At 73.1% G+C, this 18,074-nt stretch carries 18 protein-coding genes and 3 pseudogenes; 3 read left to right on the top strand and 18 right to left on the bottom strand.

All coding sequences use genetic code 11. The features are described 5' to 3' along the window. Positions 1–121: 121 nt before the first annotated feature. Positions 122–418, bottom strand: a complete 297-nt coding sequence (locus FB454_RS17725) for a hypothetical protein (protein ID WP_013287957.1) — start codon at positions 416–418, stop codon at positions 122–124. Positions 419–783: 365 nt separating this feature from the next. Here FB454_RS17725 and gndA point away from each other — a divergent pair, with 365 nt between their 5' ends. Beyond that, on the top strand, positions 784–2,226 hold the full coding sequence (gene gndA, locus FB454_RS17720; protein ID WP_013287958.1) for an NADP-dependent phosphogluconate dehydrogenase: 1,443 nt from the start codon (positions 784–786) through the stop codon (positions 2,224–2,226). Positions 2,227–2,253: 27 nt separating this feature from the next. Here the strand turns inward: gndA and FB454_RS17715 are convergent, their stop codons facing one another. The 4 genes from FB454_RS17715 to recO form a co-directional block, all read right to left on the bottom strand. After that, a complete protein-coding gene (locus FB454_RS17715; RefSeq protein WP_013287959.1) occupies positions 2,254–2,478 on the bottom strand; it encodes a hypothetical protein in 225 nt (74 codons plus the stop codon). A gap of 121 nt (positions 2,479–2,599) precedes the next feature. Next, on the bottom strand, positions 2,600–2,785 hold the full coding sequence (locus tag FB454_RS17710; RefSeq protein ID WP_013287960.1) for a hypothetical protein: 186 nt from the start codon (positions 2,783–2,785) through the stop codon (positions 2,600–2,602). A gap of 68 nt (positions 2,786–2,853) precedes the next feature. Then, positions 2,854–3,630, bottom strand: coding sequence for an isoprenyl transferase (locus FB454_RS17705; RefSeq protein WP_030274649.1), 777 nt, complete (start codon positions 3,628–3,630; stop codon positions 2,854–2,856). 32 nt (positions 3,631–3,662) lie between these two features. After that, on the bottom strand, positions 3,663–4,535 hold the full coding sequence (recO, locus tag FB454_RS17700; protein ID WP_013287962.1) for a DNA repair protein RecO: 873 nt from the start codon (positions 4,533–4,535) through the stop codon (positions 3,663–3,665). Between the two features lie 195 nt (positions 4,536–4,730). Between recO and FB454_RS17695 the strand changes: the two genes are divergently transcribed. After that, positions 4,731–5,489, top strand: coding sequence for a DUF4097 family beta strand repeat-containing protein (locus tag FB454_RS17695; RefSeq protein ID WP_232236785.1), 759 nt, complete (start codon positions 4,731–4,733; stop codon positions 5,487–5,489). Between the two features lie 65 nt (positions 5,490–5,554). On the opposite strand, the gene FB454_RS17690 is transcribed toward FB454_RS17695, so the two are convergent. The 10 genes and pseudogenes from FB454_RS17690 to FB454_RS17655 form a co-directional block, all read right to left on the bottom strand. Continuing rightward, positions 5,555–6,730, bottom strand: a complete 1,176-nt coding sequence (locus tag FB454_RS17690) for an acyltransferase family protein (RefSeq protein ID WP_013287964.1) — start codon at positions 6,728–6,730, stop codon at positions 5,555–5,557. Between the two features lie 151 nt (positions 6,731–6,881). Further along, complete coding sequence (gene era / locus FB454_RS17685) at positions 6,882–7,778, bottom strand: GTPase Era (protein WP_013287965.1); 897 nt, start codon at positions 7,776–7,778, stop codon at positions 6,882–6,884. Next, positions 7,775–8,161 (bottom strand): hypothetical protein, encoded by a 387-nt coding sequence (locus FB454_RS17680; protein ID WP_013287966.1) that lies wholly within the window; start codon positions 8,159–8,161, stop codon positions 7,775–7,777. Before FB454_RS17680 ends, era begins: the two co-directional genes overlap by 4 nt. Further along, positions 8,154–9,563: a hemolysin family protein gene (locus tag FB454_RS17675; RefSeq protein WP_174361814.1), complete on the bottom strand. Its 1,410-nt coding sequence runs from the start codon at positions 9,561–9,563 to the stop codon at positions 8,154–8,156. Before FB454_RS17675 ends, FB454_RS17680 begins: the two co-directional genes overlap by 8 nt. Next, positions 9,539–10,012, bottom strand: coding sequence for an rRNA maturation RNase YbeY (gene ybeY / locus FB454_RS17670; RefSeq protein ID WP_013287968.1), 474 nt, complete (start codon positions 10,010–10,012; stop codon positions 9,539–9,541). The genes FB454_RS17675 and ybeY overlap by 25 nt, the downstream gene beginning before the upstream one ends. Before the next feature lie 39 nt (positions 10,013–10,051). Further along, a pseudogene (locus FB454_RS35420) lies at positions 10,052–10,414 on the bottom strand (PhoH family protein); the annotation flags it as partial. A gap of 264 nt (positions 10,415–10,678) precedes the next feature. Further along, positions 10,679–11,161: pseudogene (locus FB454_RS35415) on the bottom strand (LAGLIDADG family homing endonuclease); the annotation flags it as partial. Between the two features lie 324 nt (positions 11,162–11,485). Further along, positions 11,486–12,181 (bottom strand): annotated as a pseudogene (locus FB454_RS35410) (PhoH family protein); the annotation flags it as partial. 134 nt (positions 12,182–12,315) lie between these two features. Beyond that, positions 12,316–13,692, bottom strand: a complete 1,377-nt coding sequence (locus tag FB454_RS17660; RefSeq protein WP_013287970.1) for a serine hydrolase domain-containing protein — start codon at positions 13,690–13,692, stop codon at positions 12,316–12,318. Next, positions 13,689–14,033, bottom strand: a complete 345-nt coding sequence (locus FB454_RS17655) for a histidine triad nucleotide-binding protein (RefSeq protein WP_013287971.1) — start codon at positions 14,031–14,033, stop codon at positions 13,689–13,691. Before FB454_RS17655 ends, FB454_RS17660 begins: the two co-directional genes overlap by 4 nt. 93 nt (positions 14,034–14,126) lie before the next feature. Here FB454_RS17655 and FB454_RS17650 point away from each other — a divergent pair, with 93 nt between their 5' ends. Then, positions 14,127–14,888 (top strand): SDR family NAD(P)-dependent oxidoreductase, encoded by a 762-nt coding sequence (locus tag FB454_RS17650; protein ID WP_013287972.1) that lies wholly within the window; start codon positions 14,127–14,129, stop codon positions 14,886–14,888. Between the two features lie 125 nt (positions 14,889–15,013). Here FB454_RS17650 and FB454_RS17645 read toward each other — a convergent pair whose 3' ends face one another. The 3 genes from FB454_RS17645 to hrcA form a co-directional block, all read right to left on the bottom strand. Continuing rightward, positions 15,014–15,748, bottom strand: a complete 735-nt coding sequence (locus FB454_RS17645) for a 16S rRNA (uracil(1498)-N(3))-methyltransferase (RefSeq protein ID WP_013287973.1) — start codon at positions 15,746–15,748, stop codon at positions 15,014–15,016. A gap of 1 nt (position 15,749) precedes the next feature. Next, the gene (gene dnaJ, locus FB454_RS17640) at positions 15,750–16,895 is read right to left on the bottom strand and encodes a molecular chaperone DnaJ (protein WP_030274641.1); all 1,146 of its coding nucleotides are present in this window, start codon (positions 16,893–16,895) and stop codon (positions 15,750–15,752) included. A gap of 73 nt (positions 16,896–16,968) precedes the next feature. After that, on the bottom strand, positions 16,969–17,991 hold the full coding sequence (hrcA, locus tag FB454_RS17635) for a heat-inducible transcriptional repressor HrcA (RefSeq protein ID WP_013287975.1): 1,023 nt from the start codon (positions 17,989–17,991) through the stop codon (positions 16,969–16,971). Positions 17,992–18,074: the final 83 nt, after the last annotated feature.

Raw genomic sequence — 18,074 nt, 5'->3', positions numbered from 1 at the left:
GATCTTGGTACGGGATGGCGCCTCTAGGGGCCGGAATCGTCCAAGATCTCCGGGGGGACGCCCGGGCAGGCCCCCGATGAGGGGCCTGCCCGGTGAGCGGCTGGCCGGGAAGGGCTGTCGGTCAGCTGCGGCGGAAGGCGTAGAACCGGGTCTGGCCGGCGCGCTGACTACGCCCGGTGAACCGGGCCTGCCGCCCTGCCGGTGGGCCGGACCGGGGCGGCGTCGCGGATGCGCCCGGCAGCACCGGGATCTCCGGGGAATCCGAGGGCGACACCGAGTCCGGGGACACGGCGGACGCCACCGGCTCCGTGGGGAGCACCACCGCGGGTGGCGTCACCGTGAGCGCGTCGAGCTTCGGCGGGGTCACCTGCGGCGACGACTGCTTGCGGGACTTCTTCGGATTGCGCTTCGCGGGCATTCGCGGGCCTCCTGTCGTGCGGGCGCGCCGACCGGGACGCGCCGAGCGGGGGCTCCGGTGCGTTCCGATCACGACAGACACCGCGACCGACGGTGGCGGGAAGGAATGCGGACGCCCGGAGCAGGACGGGTCCACGGCACTGGCGGCGGTGGACCGGGCTCGGAGGTGGGGCGTCACTTACGCATGCGGCAACGCTATCCCGCCGCCCGGAAACCCGCACCCGATTTACCGGGAGAGAACGCGAACGCGCCCGCGCGAGACGCACGGCCACCCGGCGATCACGCCCTGTTGACGTCCCCGCCCGCTCCCCCGGCGACCGCGATACGGTCGCAGAACGGCAGCACGAACGAGAGGTGGCGGTACGCATGGCAGAGCAGGCGACGGCGCAGATCGGGGTCACCGGTCTGGCGGTGATGGGCCGCAACCTGGCCCGGAACCTGGCCCGCAACGGCTTCGCCGTGGCGGTGCACAACCGGTCGCCGGAACGTACCCGCAGCCTGGTCGCCGAGCACGGTGACGAGGGCACGTTCGTGCCGTCGGAGTCGCTCGCGGACTTCGTCGGCTCGCTGGAGCGGCCCCGCGCGGTGATCGTGATGGTGAAGGCCGGCGCGCCCACCGACGCGGTGATCGACGAACTGGTCCCGCTGCTGGAGGAGGGCGACATCGTCGTCGACTGCGGCAACGCGCACTTCGCCGACACCCGCCGCCGGGAGGAGGCGCTGCGCGCGCACGGGCTGCACTTCGTCGGCACCGGAGTGTCCGGCGGCGAGGAGGGCGCGCTGCTCGGTCCGAGCATCATGCCCGGCGGGTCGGCCGAGTCGTACCGCAAGCTCGGGCCGATCTTCGAGAAGATCGCCGCGCAGGTGGACGGTGAGCCCTGCTGCCGGCACATCGGGCCGGACGGCGCGGGCCACTTCGTGAAGATGGTCCACAACGGCATCGAGTACGCCGACATGCAGCTCATCGCCGAGGCGTACGACCTGTTGCGGGCCGGTCTGTCGGCGAGCCCGGCGGAGATCGCGGAGATCTTCCGGGAGTGGAACGGCGGCGAGCTGGGGTCGTTCCTCATCGAGATCACCGCCGACGTGCTCGGCCACACCGACGCGGCCACCGGCCAGGCGTTCGTGGACATCGTGCTCGACCAGGCCGAGCAGAAGGGCACCGGCCGCTGGACCGTGCAGAGCGCGCTCGACCTCGGCATCCCGATCACCGGCATCGCCGAGGCCACATTCGCGCGGTCGCTGTCCGGGCACGCCGACCAGCGCGAGGCAGCCCGCCGGGTGTTCGCCGACGCGGGTGAGAAGTGGCAGGTGGACGACCGGGACGCGTTCGTCGAGGACGTGCGCCGCGCACTGCTCGCCAGCAAGATCGTCGCGTACGCGCAGGGGTTCGACCACATCCGGGCCGGCAGCCGGGAGTACGACTGGGACATCGACCTGGGCGGTACGGCCACCATCTGGCGGGGCGGCTGCATCATCCGGGCCGGTTTCCTGGACCGGATCCGGGAGGCGTACGACGCGGAGCCGGACCTGTCGACGCTGCTCGTCGCGCCGTGGTTCGCCGAGCGGGTCAGCGACGGCGTACCGGCCTGGCGACGGGTGGTGGCCGACGCGGCCCGGGCGGGCGTGCCGGCCCCGGCCTTCGGGTCGTCGCTGGCCTACTTCGACGCGCTGCGGGCGCAGCGGCTGCCGGCCGCGCTGATCCAGGGCCTGCGGGACGACTTCGGCGCGCACACCTACCACCGGGTGGACCGGGCCGGTTCGTTCCACACCCTCTGGGCGGGCGACCGCTCCGAAGTGGAGGCGTGAGCCGCGCAGACAGCCCCGCCGGACGGTTCACCAGGCCCGCTGACCGTCCGGGTCGGGCGCCCAGCCGGCGGCCGGCTCACCCGACGCCAGTTCGCCGATCTCACCGGAGCGGACCGCCGGGGTGTGCCCGAGGTCCGCGCACCACCGCTGGGCGACGTCGGCGCACAGTGCGGCCACCGCGTCCCGGCGGGCCGGCTCCACCAGGTCGGCGGCGGCCAGGGCAGCAGTCATCTCGTACCGGAGATCGCGCATCCTCCACCCCCGTGGCGGGCGCGCACCCGGCGGCGCGCCCTGCGCCGATCGTAGAGCGGAACGCCCCGCGCCCGGCGGGAAAGCCGGATGCGGGGCGTCACGGTCGGGCCGGACGTCGCGGTCAGAAGAACCGGCGACGCCTGGCCTTCTGCGGCCGGATCAGGTCGGCGCCCTTGGTCAGCAGACGGCTCACCCCGGACGGGCCACGACGGGCCTCCAGGGTGTGGCTGAGCCGGCGCGCGCCGGCCGCCGCCAGCGGCACGGCGACCGCCATGACCGCCCACTGCGCGATCCGCTTCTGAATCATGTGGTTCACCTCCGCGTTTGCTGTCTGGAGGTATCGGTACCCAGCGCGGCCCGTCGGTAAGCGTGACCTCAGGCGCCCGGGGCGACCGGGTTGGGCAGGGCGCCGCCGAAGCGGCGGTCGCGCTGGGCGTACAGCTCGCAGGCGTACCAGAGGTGGCGGCGGTCGAAGTCGGGCCAGAGCGTGTCCAGGTAGACCAGCTCGGCGTACGCGGTCTGCCAGAGCAGGAAGTTGGAGATGCGCTGCTCGCCGGAGGGGCGCAGGAACAGGTCGACCTCGGGCACCTCGGGGTGGTAGAGGTAGCGCGCCACCGTCTTCTCGTTCACCTTGGCCGGGTCGAGCCGGCCGGCCGCGACGTCGCGGGCGATCCCGGCGGCGGCGTCGGCGATCTCCGCCTGGCCGCCGTAGTTGACGCAGAACTGCAGCGTCAGCGTCGAGTTGCCGCGCGACATCTCCTCGGCGGTCTGCAACTCGGAGATGACGCTCTTCCACAGCCGGCCGGCACGGCCCGACCAGACCACCCGGACGCCCAGGTCGACGAGCTGGTCGCGGCGGCGGCGGATGACGTCCCTGTTGAAGCCCATCAGGAAGCGGACCTCGTCCGGCGAGCGCCGCCAGTTCTCGGTGGAGAACGCGTACGCCGACAGGTAGGGGATCCCCATCTCGATCGCGCCCTCGACGGCGTCGAACAGGCTGTGCTCGCCCTGCTCGTGCCCCTTGGTGCGGGGCAGCCCGCGCTCCTTGGCCCAGCGGCCGTTGCCGTCCATCACGATGGCGACGTGCCGGGGCACCGCGGCGGGCGGCAGCGCCGGCGGACGGGCTCCGGAGGGGTGCGGGGTCGGCGGCACCGGCTCGCGGCGGGTCGCCCTCGTCGATCGGATCACTCGGTCATCTCCCTGTTCACTCCGGCGACGGGCCCGGCGCCGGAGCGCGGCGGGACCACATCCGGCCCCGCGCCGCCGGGCGACGGGACCGCGCCGGCCGCCGGGGCACCCCGGTCGACCAGCGGCAGCGAGCGTAGCGCGCGCTCCAGATGCCACTGGAGGTGCGCCGCGACCAGTCCGCTGCACTCCCGGCGTACGCCGGTCTCGGCGGCGTCGGCGTACCCCCAGTCGCCGGAGGTCAGCGCGGACATCAGCTCCAGCGTGGCGGGCGCGGGGTGGGCGGCGCCGGGGGGCCGGCAGTCCGGGCAGACGGCGCCGCCGGCCGGTACGGAGAACGCGCGGTGCCGGCCCGGTTCGCCGCACACCGCGCAGGCGGCGAGCGCCGGCGCCCAGCCGGCGAACGCCATGCCGCGCAGCAGGTACGCGTCGAGCACGAGCGTGGTGGCGTGTTCGCCCCGGGCCAGCGACTTCATCGCGCCGAGGGTGAGCTGGAACAGCCGCAGCGACGGCTCGCGTTCGACCGGGGTGAGTCGCTCGGCGGTCTCGGCGATCGCACTGGCCGCTGTGTAGCGGGGGTAGTCGCCGAGGAACCGCTTGCCGTACAGCTCGATCGCCTCGACCTGGCTGACGGTGTGCAGCGAGCTGCCCTGGTTGCCCTTGGGATCACCGGCGAGCTGGAGGTCGACGTGCCCGAACGGCTCCAGCCGCGCGCCGAACCGGCTCGTGGTGCGCCGCACGCCCCGGGCGACCGCGCGCAGCCGCCCGTGCCGGCGGGTGAACAGCGTGATGATGCGGTCGGACTCGCCCAGCTTCTGCACACGCAGCACCACCGCGTCGTCGCGGTAGAGCTGTCGGCGGTACCCGGCCATCAGGCCATTCTCCCTCCGGGTGCGATCTCAGGGTCGGCTCGGGGTGGACGGTCGGGCGATCCCCGATGTGCCGGGCGTCGGGCCGGACCTAGTGTGCTGGCCATGGCTTCGCTCCACACCGCTCCCCGGCTACGCAGCGCTTTCCGGCTACGTGGCGCTTTCCGGCTACGTGGCGCTTTCCGGCTACGTGGCGTGGTGGCCGCCACCGCGGCCAGCGCCCTCATCGTCCTCGCCGGGTGTGACACCCTCTCGTTCCGCCGCCTCGACTTCGACCAGACGGAGCGGACGAAGATCACGAAGATCACCGTGGACGACGACGGCGCCGGCGACGTCGTGGTCCGGGCGAACGGCCCCGCCGACCAGGTACGCATCAAGCGCGTGGTCCGCTACCAGGGCGACGAGCCGACCAGCCGGTACGAGATCAAGGGAGACGAACTCGTCCTGCCCACCGACTGCGGGCACCGGTGCAGCATCTCCTGGGAGGTGACCGCGCCGCCCGGCGTGGTGGTGCACGGCGGCACCGGCTCGGGCAACGTCGACCTCAGCGACGTCGGCGCGGTGGAGTTCACGCTCAGCTCCGGCGACCTGACCATCAGGGGCGCCACCGGCGAGGTCCGCGCCTCCACCACGTCGGGCAACATCCGGGTCGTCGAGGCGGCCGGCCCGGTGCGGCTGCGTGCCCGCTCCGGTGACATCGAGGCCCGCCGGCTCGCCTCCGCGATCGACGCCGAGACCACGTCCGGCAACATCGTCGTCGAGCTGGACCAGCCGGCACCGGCCCGGGTGCACGCCACGAGCGGAGACGTGGACCTGGCCGTGCCGGCGGGCCGCTACCGGGTGCGCGCCACCGCGACGTCCGGCGACACCGACGTGCGCGTCACCGACGACCCGACAGCGTCGGTGCAGCTCGAAGCGTCCGCCACCAGCGGCAACGTCACGGTCAGCACCCGCTGAGCGGACGGCGCACCTGGGCGGGCCGCGCCCGGTGGCCGCTCAGTCGGGCCGCGCCCGGTGGCCGCTCAGTCGCCGCCGGGCGTGTCCCGCCGGGCCGCCCGGACGCCGTCGCCCCGGCCGGGGTCCTCGGCCGGGCGGCGCGGCGCCGGCACCCGCGCCCCGACGCTCACCAGCGCGTCCTCCGCCCCGGCGGGGGCCGGGCTGGCCGGGGCGGCCGCCGCCCGGTCGGCCACGGTCCGCCGCGGCTTGCCGGGGACCAGTTCGGGGGTACGCCGGGCTGCGACGTCCTCGACCCAGCCGACCAGAAGCGTCACCACGCCGACGAGCGCGAAGACCAGCCCCACCCGCAGCCACAGGCCCACCGGGTCGCGCGGCGACCAGCCGACCAGGCCGACGAGCGGGGTGAGGAGCACCACGAACGGCATGTGCCAGAGGTAGATCGTCAGCGCACGCCGGTTCACCACCGTCACCGCCCGGCCGAGCGCCGGCACGCGGTCGACCCAGGTCACCCCGGCCGGGGCCCGGCCGATCGCCACCAGGATGAACGCGGCCGACCAGAGCGCGTTGCCCAGCGGGATGTCGTTGATGTCGAATCCGCGCGGGCCCGGATGGGTGACGATCCAGGCCAGCCCGGCGGCGCCGACCACGGCGGCCACCGGCAGCAGCACCCGGTTGCGCATCCGGCGCAGCAGCCCGTCGTGGTGGGCGAAGCCGAGCAGCCAGGCGCCGAAGTAGAGGCCGAACTCGCGCAGCACCGTCGGCGGGTTCGCCAGGACGCCGATCTCGATCGCGACCAGCAGCAGGTACGGGGCGGCGAGCGTGGGCAGCGGCGCCCGGCGGAACAGCCAGAGCACGAACGGCGAGGCGAGCACGAACCACAGGTAGTCCCGCAGGTACCAGATGGGGCTGAGCGCCAGCCCACCCCAGTAGTTGGCCGGCGGGTCGCTGATCGGGAAGAGCCAGAGCAGCACCTTCGGGCTGAACGTCAGCCCGGTGAGCAGCATGGCCGGCACGAAGACCGCGGCCACCACCCACAGCGACGGCAGGAGGCGGCGCAGCCGGCGCCCGACCGCGCGTACCCCGCTGCGGTCGAGTGACGCCGCCATCAGCGACCCGGCCAGGGCGAACATCACCGACATCGCCGGAAACACCAGCGTGAGCGTGGCGTAGCCGGTGACGTGGTAGGTGACGACTCGCAGGATGGCCAGGAAGCGGAGCAGGTCCAGATAGCGGTTTCGCATCAGCTCACGGCGGGGTCCGGGGGCAGAGACAATGGTCCCTACCCTGCTCCGGGACGCTGTGAAACAGCCAAGAACACCTATGGAAAGTGAGATGTCCCATAGGTCTGGCTGATCCTGATCACCGACCCCCGGGGCCCGCCCCGGCCGCCTGTCAGAAGCCCAGCTTGCGCAACTGCTTCGGGTCGCGCTGCCAGTCCTTCGCCACGCGTACGTGCAGGTCGAGGTAGACCCGGGTGCCGAGCAGCTCCTCGATCTGCCGCCGGGCGGTGGTGCCCACGTGCTTGAGGCGGCTGCCCCGGTGGCCGATGACGATGGCCTTCTGGCTCGAACGCTCCACGTACACGTCGGCGTAGATCTTGGTGAGGTTGCCCTCCGGGATCATCTCCTCGACCACCACGGCGATGGAGTGCGGCAGCTCGTCGCGTACGCCCTCCAGCGCCGCCTCGCGGACCAGCTCCGCCACGAGCACCTGCTCCGGGTCGTCGGTGAGCATGTCGTCCGGATAGAGCTGCGGCGAGGGCGGCAGGTAGCCGGTCATCACGTCGACGAGCGTGTCGACCTGATGGCCGGAGACCGCGCTGACCGGCACCACGTCGGCGAACTCGCCCAGCTCGCTCACCGCGAGCAACTGCTCGGCCAGCCGCTTCTTGTCGACCAGGTCGGTCTTGGTGACCACCGCCAGCACTGTTGCCTTGAGGCTGGCCAGCTCGCCGGTGATGAAGCGGTCGCCCCGGCCGACCGGCTCGTTCGCCGGTACGCACAGGCCGATCACGTCGACCTCGCTCCAGGTCTCCCGGACCAGGTCGTTGAGGCGCTCGCCGAGCAGCGTGCGGGGCCGGTGCAGACCCGGGGTGTCGACGAGCACGAGCTGCGAGTCCGGCCGGTGCAGCACCGCCCGGATGATGTGCCGGGTGGTCTGCGGCTTGTTCGAGGTGATCGCGATCTTGGTGCCGACGATCGCGTTGGTGAGCGTCGACTTGCCGGCGTTCGGCCGCCCGACGAAACAGGCGAAACCGGCCCGGTAGGGGCGCGCCTCGGGCGTGGTCACTCGACCACCGTGCCGAGGACGGTGCCGTCCGGCGCGGCCACGTGGACCGGCGCGTCGGCGGAGAGGTCACGCACCGCGGCGTGCCCGGCCCCGTCCAGCGTCGACGCCTCGGTCACCACCACAGCGGCCTCCAGCCGGCTCGCGCCCGCCGCCACCGCCGAGGCGACAGCGAGCTGGAGCGCGGTCAGGGTCAGCGACGGCAGCGCCACGCTCGCCGCCGCGTACGTCCGGCCGTCCTGGTCGCGGACCGCGGCGCCCTCCACGGCCGCCACCCGGCTCCGCGCCCCCCGGGCCAGGACGACCAGCTTGGCGTCCTCGGCGCTCAGCTCGGCCGGATCGGCGGGGGTGGGCATGGCGGCCGGTACGGCGGGTGACTCAGGCATCGGCGGGTTGCCTCTCCTCGGAACGGTTGTTGTCGCCACGGGAATCGGGCGGATCGCTTCGGTTGGTGCCCTCCGGCGCGTCACCCCGGTCGACCCGGCTCACCAGAACCGTGTCTATCCGGTTGCGCCGGCCGGTCGTGCCCTCGGCCACCAGCCGCAGGCCGGCCACCTCGGCCTCGGCGCCCGGGATGGGCACCCGGCCGAGCGCCTGGGCGAGCAGGCCACCGACCGTCTCCACCTCGTCGGTGGGCAGCTCGGTGTCGAACAGCTCGCCCAGATTCTCCACCGGCAGCCGCGCGGTCACCCGCACGGCCCCGTCCGGCAGGTGCTCGACCGGCGGGCGCTCGACATCGTACTCGTCGGTGATCTCCCCGACGATCTCCTCCAGGATGTCCTCGATGGTGACCAGCCCGCCGGTGCCGCCGTACTCGTCGACCACGATGACCAGGTGGTTGCGGGCCGCCTGCATCTCGGAGAGCAGGTCGTCCACCGGCTTGGACTCCGGCACGAACGTGGCCGGGCGCATCAGCTCGGCCACCGGCATCTGCCGGGCGGCCTGGTCGCCCTGCACCCGCCGGATCAGGTCCTTGAGGTAGAGCACACCGAGCACGTCGTCGACGTTCTCGCCGATCACCGGGATGCGGGAGAACCCGGAGCGCAGGAACAACGCCAGCGCCTGCGCGAGCGTCTTGCGTTCCTCGATCCACACCATCTCGGTACGCGGAACCATCACCTCGCGGGCGATGGTGTCGCCGAGCGCGAAGACCGAGTGGATCATCTGACGCTCGCCGTGCTCCACCACGCCGCGCTGCTCGGCCAGGTCGACCAGCTCCCGCAGCTCCACCTGGGTCGCGAACGGCCCCTCACGGAAGCCCTTGCCGGGGGTGACCGCGTTGCCGATCAGGATCAGCAGCGAGGCCAGCGGGTTGAGCGCGCGGCCCAGCCAGCGCACCAGCGGCGCGACCGCGCGGCCGACCGCGTACGCGTGCTGGCGGCCGATCGTCCGCGGGCCGACACCGACCACGACGAAGCTCACCACTGTCATCGCGCCGGCGGTCACCAGCGCCGCCCGCCAGCCCGCGCCGAACGTGTCGACAGCCACCAGCGCGACGAGCGTGGTGGCGGTCAGCTCGGCCAGCAGACGCAGCAGGAGCAGCAGGTTCAGATGACGGACCACGTCACCGGCGACCGCCTGGAGAGCACGCCCGCCGCGGGCACCGTCCCGGGTCAGCTCCGCGGCACGGGCCGGCGAGACCGCTGCGAGCGCCGCCTCGGTCATCGCGATCAGGCCGGCGAGCACCACCAGCCCGGCGGCGAAGACCAGGAGTTGAAGATCAGGCAGACCGGCGGGGGTGCGGACCGCCGCCAAGGTGTCCATCACCGCGACCGGGTCGACCGCCAGCTGGCCAGCAGCCGGGCCTGGAGACCGAACATCTCCCGCTCCTCCTCGGGCTCGGCGTGGTCGTAGCCCAGCAGGTGCAGCACGCCGTGCACGGTGAGCAGGTGCAGCTCGTCGGCGGCCGAGTGCCCGGCCACGGCGGCCTGCTTGGCCGCCACCTCCGGGCAGAGCACGATGTCGCCGAGCAGGGCGGGCTCGCCGCCGGCCGGGTTGCTCTCCCCCGGGCCGTGGTCGACGCTGCCCTCGTCCATGGGGAAGGCGAGCACGTCGGTCGGGCCGTCGCCACCCATCCAGCGGTGGTTCAGCTCCGACATGTATTCGATGTCGACGAGCAGCACGGACAGCTCGGCGAGGGGGTTGACCCCCATCTCGTCGAGGGCGTGCCGCGCGACGGCGAGCACGGCGTCGGTGTCGACGTCGACACCCGACTCGTTGGCGATCTCGATGGACAACTGTCTTCCTCTGATGATGTGACGGCTTCCGCCGGTGGGTCAGCGGCGCCGGCCGGCCCGGCCGCCCTGGGCGGTCCGCCCAGGTACGGCGTGCACGCTCTGCGCCTGCTGGGTCTCCCGCTCGGCGTCCCAGCGGGCGTACGCGTCGACGATGTCGCCCACCAGCTTGTGACGCACCACGTCGGAGCTGGAGAGCTGGGCGAAGTGCACGTCCTCGACGTTGTTCAGGATCTCCCGGACCACCCGCAGGCCGCTGGTCGTCCCGCCGGGAAGGTCCACCTGGGTGACGTCACCGGTGACGACGATCTTGGAGCCGAAGCCGAGCCGGGTGAGGAACATCTTCATCTGCTCGGGCGTGGTGTTCTGCGCCTCGTCCAGGATGATGAACGCGTCGTTAAGGGTGTTGTGAGTCACCAGGAAGTCGTCGGTGACGTAGAGCGAGTCCTCCGCCGCGACCTGGATGCACATCGTCTCCCGCACCCCGGCCGGGATGATCGAGTCGATGAACCGCATCGGCCGGCCACCGCCGTGCTCGTCGTAGAGCCGGCGCTTGCGCGACAGGCGGAACGGCGCGACACCGGCGGGTAGCCGGATCTCCACGACGTAGGCATCGGACCGGTACGGAACCGGCCGGCCCTTCGCCAGACCGGGCTTGCGTCCCTCGGCCGGACGAACCCGCGCCGTGGCCACCCCTCCGAGCGACTCGACCAGGTGGACCACGTCGTCGCACAACCGGGGGGAAGTGGTCGAGTACTGCACACGGCACGTGCGCCCGGCCTGGGTGACCGGCCCTCCGTCGGTGTCCAGCAGCCCTTGCAGGACCGCCAGCCGGACGCCCACGCTGTTGTTCTTGTAGACCTCGGGGACGAACTTCGTGCCCGAGGTGGCTCCGGCCAGCCCCAGTTCGCGGACGGCCACCGTCACCGGGTTCGCCACGATCACGCCGCCGCGGTGCCCGTTGACGTGCCGGAGGACGTAGTCGTAGTCACCCTTGCGGACCAGTTGGATGTCGACCAGCGCCTCCTCCAGTGCGGTCGCCAGCTCCGGGTCGGCGGTGGAGAAGGCGGGCGTGGCGCGGGACGAGATCGCGCCGTCGCCGAGCAGCAGCCCGAGCGCGTACGGGTCGAGCGGAACCGTCTGCGGCTCCATCTGCACCGGGGCGACGAGCGGGAGTTCGTAGCGACGGGTGTGGCCCCGCCACTCCTTGCCGATCATCTCCTGCGTCTCGATCGTGCGCCGCCGGCCGCGACGCTTGTCGTCCGGCGTGGCTACGGTCCACAGGTGCTCGCCGCAGCAGAGCGTGGACGCGCCGTCCTGGGTGGTGACCCGGTAGGTCTGCTTCGGCCCCTGCGGGTAGATGCCGATCACCGGTGTGGGCGTCCCGTTCGAGCCGATGACCAGGTCACCGACCTGGAGCGAGCCGAACGGCCGGAAGCCCTCCGGGGTCAGCACCCGGGCGTCGTACGGCTGGGCCCGCCCGCGCATGTACGCCAGCGGCGCCACCTCGATCGTGCCGGCGGCCATCAGCTTCGGGATGGTCTCCGGGTCGAGCATGTCGTGCAACGCGTCGTAGAGCGGGCGCAGGTAGGGGTCGATCTTCTCGTTCAGGGTGCCGGGCAGGAAGCCCAGCCGCTCCCCCGCCTCGACCGCCGGCCGGGTCAGGATGATCCGGTTGACCTGCTTGGCCTGGAGCGCCTGCACGGCCTTCGCCATGGCCAGGTACGTCTTGCCGGTACCCGCCGGGCCGATGCCGAAGACGATGGTGTGGGCGTCGATCGCGTCGACGTACTTCTTCTGCCCCAGCGTCTTGGGACGGATGGTGCGGCCGCGCCGGGAGAGGATGTTGAGTGTCAGGACCTCGGCGGGCCGCTCGGCGCCGCCCTGTTCGAGCATGCCGACGGTACGCCGTACCGCGTCTGTGGTCAGGGTCTCGCCTTTCTCGATCAGTTCGAGCAGCTCACTGAAGAGACGCTCGGCGAGGGCGTTGTCGGCGGGGGCGCCGGTGATGGTGATCTCGTTGCCGCGGACGTGGACGTCGCTGTCGATCGAGCGCTCGACGAGCCGCAGGATCTCGTCGCCCGCGCCGAGCAGGTTCACCATGATCTTCTGGTCGGGGACCGTGATCCTGGTCTGCACACGCGGCGTGCCGGGAGGTGGGGTGCCGGTCATAGGTCGGGCCGTCGGGCCCTGCGCCACCTGCTCTCCGCTTCTCGGGCGCCGGGCCCTGCCGGCGCGGCGTTCGGTTACCTCCATCGTATCGGGTCGGCACCGTACGCACCGCGCCCATTTCCGGTGGCCGGCGGTCAGTCGCCGGCGCGGAAGTCGTACCCGTCGAAGGTCTCCTGGGTGCGGGTGAAACGGTAGGTCGCCCAGTGCATCCGGACCACCACGCCCCGTTCGTCGCGGGTCAGCCGCAGCAGCTCCCCCACCTCGCGGCCGGAGACCGTGCGGAACACGTCCGGCCGGTCCGGCAGCGGCGCGAACACCGCCGGCGGCTTCCCGGCCGGGTCGTCCGCGCCACGTGCCCGCAGCGTCCCGTCGTGCCAGGAGAAGACGTACTCGAAGCCCTCGCCCCACCAGCGGCCCGGCACGCCGCGCAGGTGGTCCGGCGCGGGCGGGCCGGGACGCCACGGCTCGATCTCCGCCGGGTCGTGCTCGGCGGCGGCGGCGAGCAGCCGGTGTGACAGGTCGAACACCTCCACGCCGGTGCCGGACGAGCCGAGCACCGCGACGCCCATCGCCCCGGCGGTGCCCTGCCCGCCGCGCCGCCCGTAGACAGCGGCGAGGAATCCGGGCATCGCGCCGTCGTGACCCACGTGGATCACCCGGTCCGCCTGCGGGACCAGGATCAGCCCCAGCCCGAAGCCGGCCGACCAGACCGACTCGTCGGTGGGCGTGAGCGGCCAGCGCATCTCCTCGACAGTCGTCGCGGCGAGCACCGCGCCGTCCGGGTCCACCGCCGCCGGGTCGGCCAGGAACGCGGCCCAGCGGGCCATGTCCGTCGCGGTGCTCCAGAGCTGCGCGGCGGGGGCCACCGCGCCGAAGTCGGCGGGTGGTTCCGGGTGGGCCTCGTCGGAGTACGCGTCGACCAGGAACCCGGTCGCGGCCCGCTCGGTCGGGTACGGGCCGGTGGCGGTCAGCCCGAGCGGGGTGAGCACCCGGTCGGCCAGCACCTCGGCCCAGGTGCCGCCACGCAGCCGGGCGACCGCCTCGCCGAGCAGCGCCAGGCCGAGGTTGGAGTAGTGGAAGCGCCGGCCGGTGGGCAGCACCCGCTCGACCCGGGCCAGGTCGGCCAGCAGTTCGTCGACGGCCGGGGCGCGCAGGCTGTCCCACACGTCGCCGTGCGGCTCGCGTTGCAGGCCGGCGGTGTGCGACAGCAGCCGGCGTACTGTCGCGTCGCCGTGCGCGGGCAGGTCCAGGTGCCGCCCGATCGGGTCGTCCAGGTCGAGCAGGCCCTCGTCGCGGCACTGCATGACGAGCACCGCGGTGAAGGTCTTGGTGACCGAGCCGATCCGGAACACCGTCTCCGGCCCCAGCGGGGTGTCGTTGCCGGTGTCGCCCACGGCGCAGGTCCATAGCGGCCGGTCGGCCCGGTGCAGGGCGGCCGACACCGCCGGGATCCGCCCGGTGGCCTGCGCCTGGCGCACCATCCGGCCGAGCCGGTCGGAGACGTCGGTCATCGGCAGAGCATCGGGCCGAGCGGCGCGCCGCCGAGCAGGTGGGCGTGCACGTGGAAGACCTCCTGGCCGCCGTACGGGCCGGTGTTGAACATCAGCCGGAACCCGTCCACGGTCAGGCCCTCCTCCTCGGCGACCACGGCGGCGGTCTGGAGCACCTCGCCGGCCAGCTCGGGCGCACCCTGGGCCAGCGTGGCCACGTCCGCGTAGTGCTCCTTCGGGATCACCAGCACGTGGGTGGGCGCCTTCGGGTCGATGTCCCGGAAGGCCAGGGTGGTGGGGGTCTCGCGGACGATGGTGGCCGGAATCTCCCCGGCGACGATCCGGCAGAAGAGGCAGTCCATCGCAGCAGTGTAAGGAGGGGCCCCTGCTTAACGCCTCCGGTATGGGACGGGGCCCTTTTTAACAGTCTGGCCCGGTGCGGCAGGATGGCCGCCATGTCGGGACGGGCGGTGCTGGTGACGGGGGCCTCGCGGGGCATCGGGCGGGCGGTGGCGCGGGCGTTCGCCGCAGGTGGAGACCGGGTGGCGATCCACCACCGGGACTCGGCCGAGCTGGCCGAGCGGCTGCGCGCCGAGTTGCCGGGTGACGGGCACGTGGTGGTCCGCGCCGACCTGGCCGACGCCGACGCGGTACGGACCATGGTGGACGAGGCGGCCCAGCGGCTCTGCGGCCTCGACGTACTCGTGAACAACGCCGGGGTGTTCGGGCCGGCCGATCCCCCGCACCCGGTCTTCGAGAGCAGCTACGAGCAGTGGCGGGCGCGCTGGCGGGAGGTGCTCGACACCAACCTTGTCGGCGCCGCGAACGCCGCCTGGTGCGCCGCGCAGCACATGCGCGAACGCGGGGGCCGGATCGTGAACGTCTCGTCCCGGGGCGCGTTCCGGGGCGAGCCGGCCAACCCGGCTTACGGGGCCAGCAAGGCCGGGATGAACGCGATGGCCCAGTCGCTGGCGGTGGCCCTGGCGCCGTACGGCATCGCTGTGGCGTGCGTGGCGCCCGGCTTCGTCGAGACCGACATGACGAACGAGCACCTGAAGAGCGAGCGGGGCGAGGCGGTACGCGCCCAGTCCCCGTTCCACCGGGTGGCCCGGCCGGAGGAGATCGCGGCGGCGGTGCACTGGCTGGCGAGCCCCGAGGCCGAGTGGGCCGCAGGCACCATCATCGACATGAACGGCGCCTCCTACCTCCGCTCCTGACCCCCACGCCCTCCGCGATCTTGCACTTTCGGCCCCCACAAAGCGTCGAAAAAGGGGCGCAAGGCGGGCCGAAACTGCAAGATCAGCGCGCCGGGAGAACGCGGGCGGGGAACGAGGGCGCGGGTTTACCAGTGGGTCAGGCGGGTGGCCAGGACCGTCAGGGCTGCCACGCCAGCCGTGGACGTGCGCAGGACCGACGGGCCCAGGCGGACCGTACGGGCGCCCGCGTCGGCGAACGCGGCCAGCTCGTGGTCGGCGATGCCGCCCTCCGGGCCCACCACCAGCACGATCTCGCCGGTGGCCGGCAGGTCGACTGTGGTCAGCCGGTCGTGGGCACCCTCGTGCAGCACGAACGCGCCGGCCGCACCGGCGATCCGGCGGGCCACCGAGGCGGTGGACTCGTCGGGCGCGCCGGCCACCACCGGCAGCCACGGGCGGCGGGCCTGCTTGGCCGCTTCCCGGGCGGTCGCGACCCACTTCTGCCGGGCCCGTCCGCCCCGGTCGCCGCGCCACTGTGCCACCGAGCGGGACGCCGCCCACGGCACGATCTCGTCCACGCCGACCTCGGTCATCGCCTGCACGGCGAGTTCACCCCGGTCGCCCTTGGCGATGCCCTGCACCACGACGAGCCGGGGTACCGGCGCGTCCGCGTACCCCCGGCTGGTGACCCGCAGGTCGAGCGTGCCGCGGCCGACGGCGGTGACCACCGCGGCGGCGGTGCCGCCCCGGCCGTCGGCGAGCACCAGTTCCTCGCCGGCGCGCAGCCGCTGCACGGTGGCCGCGTGGTGGCCCTCCGGGCCGTCCAGCGTCAGCGTGTCACCGGTGGGCAGCGCCTCGACCAGGAACAGCGGGGCGGACACCTCAGGCGTGCCCGTTGAAGGCGTCGCGCATCCGGGAGAAGAAGCCGCCCTGCTTGGTCAGCTCGGCGACCTCCTCGCCGCGGGTCTTGGCGAAGTCGCGCAGCATCCGCTCCTGGTCGGCGTCGAGCTTGGTCGGGGTACGCACGTCCAGGTGCACGTAGAGGTCGCCCCGGCCGGTGCCGCGCAGGTGCGGTACGCCCCGGGCGCGCAGCCGCATCGTGCTTCCGGGCTGGGTGCCGGGCTTGACGTCGACCGTCTCCTCGCTGTCCAGCGTCTTGATGGTCAGCCGGGTGCCCAGCGCGGCCGCGGTCATCGGCACGGTGACCCGGCAGTGCAGGTCGTCGCCCTTGCGGGAGTAGACGTCGTGCGGCCGCTCGTGGATCTCGACGTAGAGGTCACCGGCGGTGCCGCCACCCGGCCCGACCTCACCCTGCTGGGCCAGGCGGATCCGCATGCCGTCCTCGACCCCGGCCGGGATCTTCACGGTGAGTGAGCGGCGGGTGCGCACCCGGCCGTCACCGGCGCAGGTCGGGCAGGGGTGCGGGATGGTGGTGCCGTAGCCCTGGCAGACGGTGCACGGCCGGGCGGAGACCACCTGGCCGAGGAACGTCCGCTGCACCGACTGCACCTCGCCCCGGCCGCCGCACGCCTCGCAGGTGGCCAGGTGGGTGCCGGCGGCGGTGCCGGCGCCGGAGCAGGTGGTGCAGAGCACGGCGGTGTCGACGGTGATCGGCGCCTCGACGCCGAACGCGGTCTCGTTGAGGTCCAGCTCCAGGCGCAGGATCGCGTCCGCACCGGGGCGGGTACGCGGACGCGGCCCCCGGCTGCCGCCCGCGGCGCCGCCGAAGAACGCGTCCATGATGTCCTGGAAGCCGACGAACGGACCGGCGCCGCCCGGGCCGCCGGGACCGCCCATGCCGCCGCCGCCCGGGGCGAGCGGGTCGCCACCCAGGTCGACGATCTGCCGCTTCCGGTCGTCCGAGAGGACCTCGTACGCGGCGTTGATGTCCTTGAACTTCTCCTGGGCCTCCGGGTCCGGATTGACGTCCGGGTGGAACTGCCGCGCCAGCTTGCGGTAGGCGCGCTTGATCTCGTCGTCGGAGGCGTCCCGGCTCACGCCGAGAATGCCGTAGTAGTCCCTGGCCACTGCGTTAGGTGTCCTCATGTTCGTCTCGCGTCGCTCCGGTCGTCGGCCGGAACCGGCCGTCGGCCCTGACTGGTCAGTTCTGGGCCAGCAGTTCGCCCACGTAGCGTGCCACGGCCCTCACCATGGCGATATTGCCGGGGTAGTCCATCCGGGTCGGCCCGAGCACGCCGAGTCCACCGACGATCGTGCTGCCCGGTCCGTAGCCGGTGCTGACCACCGAGGCGGCCCGCAGGTTGTCGAATTCGTTCTCGTCGCCGATGAGCACCCGGGTGGTGCTCGGCTCCGTCTCACCGATCAGCTTGAGCAGCACGACCTCTTCTTCGAGCGCTTCCAGGATGGGCCGCAGCGAGCCCTGGAAGTCGAGCAGGCCGCCCCGGGTGAGGTTGGCCTGTCCGGCCAGCGCGAGGCGCTCCTCGTGCCGTTCCACGAGCGTCTCCAGCAGCACGGTGGAGAGCGTGGTCATGGCCGGGCGCAGATGCGGCGCGGACTCCTCGACGAGCGCCTGCACCAGCGGCGGCGTCTCGGCGAGCTGGCTGCCGACGAGCTTCTCGTTCACCAGCCGGCGCAGGTCGGTCACGTCGTCGGCGGGCACCGGGGCGGGCAGCTCGACCAGCCGCTGCTCGACCCGGCCGGTGTCGGCGATCATGACGACCATGAGCCGGGTGGTGGAGATCGGCACCAGCTCCAGGTGGCGCACCTTGGAGCGGGCCAGGCTCGGGTACTGCACCACTGCCACCTGCCGGGTGAGCTGGGCGAGCAGCCGGACCGTGCGGTGCACCACGTCGTCCAGGTCGACGGCGCCGACCAGGAAGCGCTCGATCGCCCGGCGCTCGGCCGGGCTGAGCGGCTTGACCCGGGACAGCCGGTCGACGAAGAGGCGGTAGCCGCGGTCGGTGGGCACCCGGCCGGCACTGGTGTGCGGCTGCCGGATGTAGCCCTCCTCCTCCAGCACCGCCATGTCGTTGCGCACGGTGGCCGGCGAGACGCCGAGCTGGTGCCGCTCGACCAGGGCCTTGCTGCCGACCGGTTCCTGCGTGGCGACGTAGTCCTCGACGATCGCGCGCAGCACGGCGAGTTTGCGGTCGTCGAGACCCATTCCCCACCTCCTGACGCACCTCGGCCGGGCCGGCACGCGGCATCCGCCGGGCGGCTGGCACTCGACTGTAGCGAGTGCCAGTC

It is taken from the genome of Micromonospora sp. CNZ297, from assembly GCF_007827625.1.
Note: the sequence above shows the minus strand (reverse complement) of the source record. Positions and strands in the feature narration are given on the sequence as shown.